The sequence below is a fragment of the Salinivirga sp. genome, assembly GCF_035268865.1.
Lineage (GTDB): Bacteria > Bacteroidota > Bacteroidia > Bacteroidales > Salinivirgaceae > Salinivirga.
Window position 1 is genome coordinate 1 of sequence record NZ_DATFKB010000151.1, and the last position, 6641, is coordinate 6641.

Annotated in this window: 5 protein-coding genes; 3 read left to right on the plus strand and 2 right to left on the minus strand. The window is 39.9% G+C overall.

The features are described 5' to 3' along the window. A partial coding sequence (locus VJ937_RS08955) for a trimeric intracellular cation channel family protein (RefSeq protein WP_324066556.1) occupies positions 1-546 on the plus strand: 546 nt, incomplete at its 5' end. A gap of 52 nt (positions 547-598) precedes the next feature. Here the strand turns inward: VJ937_RS08955 and VJ937_RS08960 are convergent. Next, the gene (locus tag VJ937_RS08960) at positions 599-3109 is read right to left on the minus strand and encodes a phosphoenolpyruvate carboxylase (protein ID WP_324066557.1); all 2511 of its coding nucleotides are present in this window, start codon (positions 3107-3109) and stop codon (positions 599-601) included. Positions 3110-3317: 208 nt separating this feature from the next. Beyond that, a complete protein-coding gene (locus VJ937_RS08965) occupies positions 3318-3476 on the minus strand; it encodes a hypothetical protein (RefSeq protein ID WP_324066558.1) in 159 nt (52 codons plus the stop codon). A gap of 307 nt (positions 3477-3783) precedes the next feature. Here VJ937_RS08965 and VJ937_RS08970 point away from each other — a divergent pair, with 307 nt between their 5' ends. Both VJ937_RS08970 and VJ937_RS08975 read left to right on the plus strand, forming a co-directional pair. Continuing rightward, positions 3784-5682, plus strand: a complete 1899-nt coding sequence (locus VJ937_RS08970) for a sigma-54-dependent Fis family transcriptional regulator (RefSeq protein ID WP_324066559.1) — start codon at positions 3784-3786, stop codon at positions 5680-5682. Positions 5683-5894: 212 nt separating this feature from the next. Continuing rightward, on the plus strand, positions 5895-6641 hold a 747-nt coding region (locus VJ937_RS08975), incomplete at its 3' end, for an iron-containing alcohol dehydrogenase (protein WP_324066560.1).

Below are 6641 nucleotides of genomic sequence, written 5' to 3' on the forward strand. Positions count from 1 at the left end.
ATGGGCAAAAAGTTCGATCCGTTCGGGATTTTAATTATTGCTTTTGTAACGGCTGTGGGTGGTGGTACGTTGCGTGATATTTTGCTCACCGAGAAATCGGTTTTTTGGCTTAAAGAGACGCCCTACATCTATTTCATCATATCCGGAACGATAATGGCGCTTATTTTTCGCAAAAGACTGACCTATTTTCATAATACCCTGATGTTTTTCGATGCAGTTGGATTGGCGCTTTATACGATTACTGGTGTTCAAATTGGCATCGATAATGACCTGAGTTTTATCAATTGTATTATTCTGGGTACGCTTACCGGTGCTTTTGGAGGTGTGGTGCGCGATATTTTAGTCAATGAAGTACCGGTGATCTTTCACAAGGAAATTTATGCTACTGTGAGTATTGTAGGGGGCATATTTTACTGGGCTCTTGCTCAGTTTAATGTGTCGAGTCCTTTTTTGCAGATTGCACCTATTCTGTTTATTATAGCCGCTAGAATTCTCATAACGTATTATAAGCTAGCATTCCCATCGATTTATGGAAGAGGAGAATAAAAAAACCTGATTATTTCATTAACCAGGTTTTGTAGGAAAGGTTTTAAATAGATTATGCCGAATTTCTACTGGCATTGATATTTCCATACAATGCTCGAACTACTAATTTTTCATAGGCTTCCCGGTGTTTTGTCCCACTTGTTGCCAGTTTTTGCAGAGCATAGTTTTGTATTAGCAATAAAGGCAATACAATTTTTTCGCGTGAGGCAATCGATTGCCGCGATGTAGGTTCTTCCTGCATGAGCGAATCAAGTCCCGAAATTTTGAGTAACATGGTCTTTGTCAGTTGATACTCATCATGTAGCATAAGCCAGAAATTTTTAAACTCCTTATTGCGCTTGGTGTACGACGTGAGTTCGAAATAAGATTTGGCCAGTGACATCATGGCGTTGTTCATCAGTGTTTTAAAGAAGGGAACATCTCTGTAAAGTCGTTTGAGCTCTTCTTCTTTTCCTTCTTCGATCATCTCTGAAATAGCTGTACCGAGTCCGTAATACCCGGGAATGTTTTGTTTGAGCATGCTCCACGATCCCACATATGATATGGCCCGCAGGTCATTAAGGGTAAGCTTTTTGTTGGAGCCCCGTTTGGTGGGTCTGCTGCCAATTTTGGCGGCAGAATAATACCGTAGCGTACTCATTTTCTCCAAATAAGGTAAAAATTTATCGTGGGTTTTAAGCTCCAGGTACTTGTTGTAGCTTTTCAGACTCAATTGTTCAATAACAGAACGTACCTCGTGCTTCATTAAATCGTAGTCTGGTTTCAGGTAACTTGTAAGTCCCGAGGTTATGATTTGTTCGGCATTGAATTTTATTTTGGGTTTTGTTCCATATCTGCTTGTAATGGTTTGTCCCTGAATGGTTAGTTGTATCTCATTGTTAGGTATATTAGAACCTTGGGAGGCGTAAAACTGATGTGTTTTGCCACCACCACGTGCAGGGGGCCCTCCCCGGCCATCGAAAAAGATGGCTTCAATGTCGTGTTTGCTGCACATGGCAGTAAGTGTTTCTTTGGCTTTATGAATGGCCCAGTTGGCATTCATGTATCCACCATCTTTTGTGCCGTCAGAGAAGCCAAGCATGATGGTTTGCCGCTCTACACGTCGCTTTACATGCTCGCGATAGGGTTTAATGTTGAACAATTGTTCCATTACCCGCTCTGATTCCTTCATCCCTTCCATGGTTTCGAATAGTGGAATAATGTCGAAGTTCATATCTTTTTCGGGTATGAGCCAGCGCATTAGTCCGAAGACGTAAAGTACGGAATAAATAGAATCTGAATTGCTGATGATGTAACGGTGGCAGCCTCTCTCACCATTCTTGCTCTGAATTTGTGGCAACTGACGTATATTTTCAATGGTATCTGCAACCAGTGGATCTGCATCTTTTGGTTTTGGTATCTCTATGTGTTCTTCTGTCAGTATTTTGATCAGTGCTTCATCTGAAAGCTCTGTGACAGATTTCTCAATTTTACCTGCCTTTTTTAGCACGTATTCAATTGTTTGATTATGAATATTGTGGTCCTGTCTGATGTCCAGTGCCGCAAAATGCGACCTGAAAACTCTAAGGCGTGTGATGAGGTCATCTATTTCGTTAAGGTATAGTCTTTCGTAGTTTTGCTCAACCTCTGTTTTAACCTCTTTTAACACATTAATAATCTGTCGGTGACTCACAATGTGGTTACTATCAAACATAGCCTTGTAAACGTCGTCTCTAAGCCCGTTAATCATGGGTTCGACTTTCTTAAAGGTCAGTTTTGTCGAAAGGTCTTTCAGGTCATTATAGTAACATTTCATCAGGTTGGTGCGCAATGCATCAGCAACATCCATTGTTGTTTTATGTGTAACATATGGGTTGCCGTCGCGATCTCCGCAAGGCCAGAATCCCAGGGTAATAAGTTTTGGATTGTCGAATTCTGGGAATTGTTTCTTCAATGTGGAATGGAATTCACCAATGGCATCGTAAAAGTAGGTTCTGCACAGGTGAATAATATTCATCGCCTCATCGTAGGGTGTGGGGTTATGCGAGTTGACCAGTGAGGTTAATCCCAATTGATGGAGTAGCCTGTCGATTTTATCCAGGTTGTCACGGTTAATATGTTTCCTGAGCTTGGCAATGATATCGAGTACGGCCGGCCGGTAAAACTGGGTTGGGTGAGCTGTTAGTACAATTCTGGATTTGAAAGAATTCAGCTTGTCCATCAAAGCACTCCGCTCTTCGGTTTTTGTCACTGTCGAGAACAGCCCTTTAATGCTTAAAAAGCTTTCACCATCCTCATTATTGGGCAAAACAGCATCTTCTACACTGTCGAAAAGTACCACCTGGCGTTCCACGTATTGAATTACCTTGAACATGAACCCAAATTTATCTTCTCCAATGAGATCGGTATGAGTTTCTATGAAAGAATCCAGTATTTCAACCGGGCTTTTGGCTTCAGCCAAATGTTTTTTCGCGTAACTGCTCAAAAGTGGTATTAGGTGTCCTACAGTTTCTGCGCCCTGATAGTCAAGGTTCAGGAACATGCTGTTGTATATCTGGTACTTTTTATCTACCTGGTTTTGCATAGGTGTTAATGTTAAAAAAATGAATAAATTGGTTTACATCAAGGGGCCACAAGCTGATGTTAATGTCATCTATTGTTTTTCAAAGAAGTTTGCTTGTACGAAATTAAAAAAATGCATTCGGAAAACAGTACCTTTTCCCGAAATAAAAGCAATATTTCATCGCACACGTGTGCGAAATATTTCGGTTGAGGGGTTTAAATTTTGAGCTCTACTCTTTGGCAAGTTCATAGCGGTTTCCCATCTGTTCAAGAATCATTTTATTATCGTCAGGAACAAACTTAATTTTAAGCTTTGCCTGGTCGTATTTAAATTCGGTCTTGCTGATGGCCGTCAGAGGAAATGCCGGTTGCCCTGTACCTTGTCCCATTAAAGATCCATTATCTTTTTTTGGCATTCATTGGAAACCAGTTGACCATTGAACAAGCAGCGGAGAAATTGATTCAAGTTAGGTTAGGAGCTATTCACGTAGAATCTGTTCCTGAAAAGGGGGCAACCTTTACATTTATTTTACCCCTAAGGGGTTAATTTTTACAGTCAAATTTTTATGGCGGCTACTCTTAGATGTTCGATAACAGTCAATTCTGGTTTTATTAATCATCTCTTCGGATTGAATTTTGATATACTTTTCTAATAAAGCATTTCTAACTGAATATTAAGGTTAAGTATATTTTAAGATGGATAATTCAAACCTCATTGGATCTTCTCACGAGCGAAGTCAGACCTATGGCGTACCAATTTCACGAAAATATCCTGAGAACAGACTCTCAGAGGATGATTTTGAAGCACGACTCAAAGAAAATGATGAGTTGATTTCTCATGCTTCCTATATTATTTTACAACTGTATAAAACTGTTGCTGGTTCAGGCTTCTTTATTAATGTTACCGACGCTCAGGGTTGTATTCTTACCATTAAGGGAGATGATGAGGTGATGAGAGAAGCAGAAAAAATGCAAATGGTCGCAGGCGCTTATATGAATGAGGCTTCTATTGGGACCAATTCTATGGGGTTGGCTATTCATGAGCGAAAGCCTGTTCAGGTTACAGCACAAGAGCATTTTATTTCTGCTTATCATAATTGGACTTGTTCTGCTGCGCCAATTATGCTCGATGATCAGGTTATTGGTTGTATTAATATGACCGGACATGCAGATCTTGTTCATTCGCATACCCTGGGAATGGTTATTTCTGCAGCTCATGCTATCGAAAATAGAATTAGTCAGCAACAGGTACTTCAAAAGCTTGAAACTTCTAATCAATTTGCCTTTGCAATGATGAATAATCTGGCTTTTGGGGTAATGGCCATCAATATCAGCGATGAGGTTGAATGGGTTAACGATACTGCGTGTCGGCTAATTAATATCAGAAGAACCAATTTGCTATCCAAAGATGTAAATGCTTTGATGACAGATTGGCGAAGAATAAAACGTATTATTTTAAATGAACTAAAATTTATAGACGAACACACAAGTTTTAATATTCCTGATATTAATGAGCAGTTTTTATTCAATGCATATGTGATTCGTGGCGAAAATAGTGCCATGCACGGCTATTTGCTCACCTTTAGGCCGTTCAGCAGAATTGTGGATCTGATCAGGAAGTATCAAAATCATCACACACGGTTTAGTTTTGATAATATTGTGGCCGAGAGCCCTTCTATGCGACAACTAGTTGAGAATGCGCAACAGGTGGCAACAAAACCATCAACCATTTTGCTTAGCGGAGAGAGTGGTACGGGTAAGGAGGTGCTGGCACAATCCATCCACAATGCTTCGTTGAGAAAAGACGGTCCTTTTATAGCCCTTAATTGTGGCGCAATAGCAAGCACTTTAATTGAAAGCGAGCTTTTTGGTTATGAAGAAGGAGCTTTTACCGGCGCAAAAAAGGGGGGAGCACCGGGAAAATTTGAGTTGGCCAATCATGGCACATTGTTTTTAGATGAAGTGGGTGATATGCCGCTTGATATGCAGGTGAAATTGTTACGCTGTATTCAGGAGGGCTATGTGACCCGTGTAGGAGGAAAAAAAGAAATACGGGTTGATGTTCGCATTATTGCAGCAAGCAATAAAAACTTACAACAAGAAATAGAAAAAGAGAACTTCAGGCTTGATCTGTATTATCGTTTGAATGTAATTAATCTCCATGTTCCTGCTTTACGCGATCGTAAGGCGGATATTTTGCACATGGCTCGCTTTTTTGCGGCTCAAAAGGCAGAAAAAATGGGCAAACCCATGCCTTTTATTGATAGCCGCGTAAGCCGGTTTCTTGAAAATTATAGCTGGCCGGGCAATGTAAGAGAGCTGGAAAATATGATGGAACGTTTTGTTGTCTTGGATGGCAATATGGATAGTCTCCTCAATCAGAATAATACAGCATCTGAACAAATGCCAATAGCAGCTGTGCAAAATACCAATCAGTCATTCACCCCTCAAACGCTCGCTGAAATCGAAAAAAATGCAATTGTTTCCTGCTTAAAAACATATGACTTTAATATCTCGAAGGTGGCTAAGGTGTTGAATGTGAGTAGGAATACCCTCTATTTAAAAATAAAGAAGTATAATATTAGCTTAGGATAGAGCTGTCCTAAAATTGAACAGTGTCCTAAAGTTGCACAATCCGATTGCTTGTTTTGTGCAGTTTTAGGACACTTTTTTTGTGCGCTTTTCTTTACTGAGGATCTGAGTGTATGTAATGCCTTCTATGTTAGGTTATTATGTTGTTTTGGCATTTCCTTTGGCATAGGTAAATCGAAAATACATTTTAAATATTAACCTAAAATTATAATACGATGAAACGATTTACATTGCCAAGAGATCTTTATTTCGAAAAAGGAAGTTTAGAAGTGCTAAAACAACTTAATGGAAAAAAAGCGACCATTGTTGTAGGTGGTGGTTCAATGAAACGCTTTGGTTTTTTAGATACCGTTGAACAGTATTTAAAAGAAGCTGGTATGGAAACCCAACTTATTGAAGGTGTTGAGCCAGACCCAAGTGTTGAAACAGTTATGAAGGGTGCCAAAAAAATGCAGGAATTTCAGCCCGATTGGATTGTAAGTATTGGTGGAGGATCTCCAATTGATGCTGCTAAAGCAATGTGGGTTTTCTATGAATATCCGGATGCTAAATTCGAGGATATTGCAAAACCTTTTAATATTCCAACATTACGCAAAAAAGCGCGTTTTGCTGCCATTCCTTCAACCAGTGGAACAGCAACTGAGGTTACCGCTTTTTCAGTAATTACTGATTACAAAGTAGGTATTAAATACCCACTGGCCGATTTCGAAATTACACCTGATTTGGCTATTCTTGATCCTGAGATTGCATACAAAATGCCTCAAAACCTCACTGCACATACAGGTATGGATGCGCTAACTCATGCCACAGAGGCAATAACAGCTGCTTTAGCTTCTGATTTCAGCGATCCTTTGGCTTTGAAAGCCATTAGAATGATCAAAGAAAACATGATTGCTTCTTATAATGGTGATTCCGATGCGCGCGATGCCTTACATATTGCCCAATGTTTGGCAGGTATGGCT

What these genes read in the sequence shown, in the direction of transcription:
- VJ937_RS08960 (WP_324066557.1), bottom strand. Translation starts at nt 3,109, where the DNA reads ATGCAAAACCAGGTAGATAAAAAGTACCAGATATACAACAGCATGTTC.
- VJ937_RS08965 (WP_324066558.1), bottom strand. Translation starts at nt 3,476, where the DNA reads ATGGGACAAGGTACAGGGCAACCGGCATTTCCTCTGACGGCCATCAGC.
- VJ937_RS08970 (WP_324066559.1), top strand. Translation starts at nt 3,784, where the DNA reads ATGGATAATTCAAACCTCATTGGATCTTCTCACGAGCGAAGTCAGACC.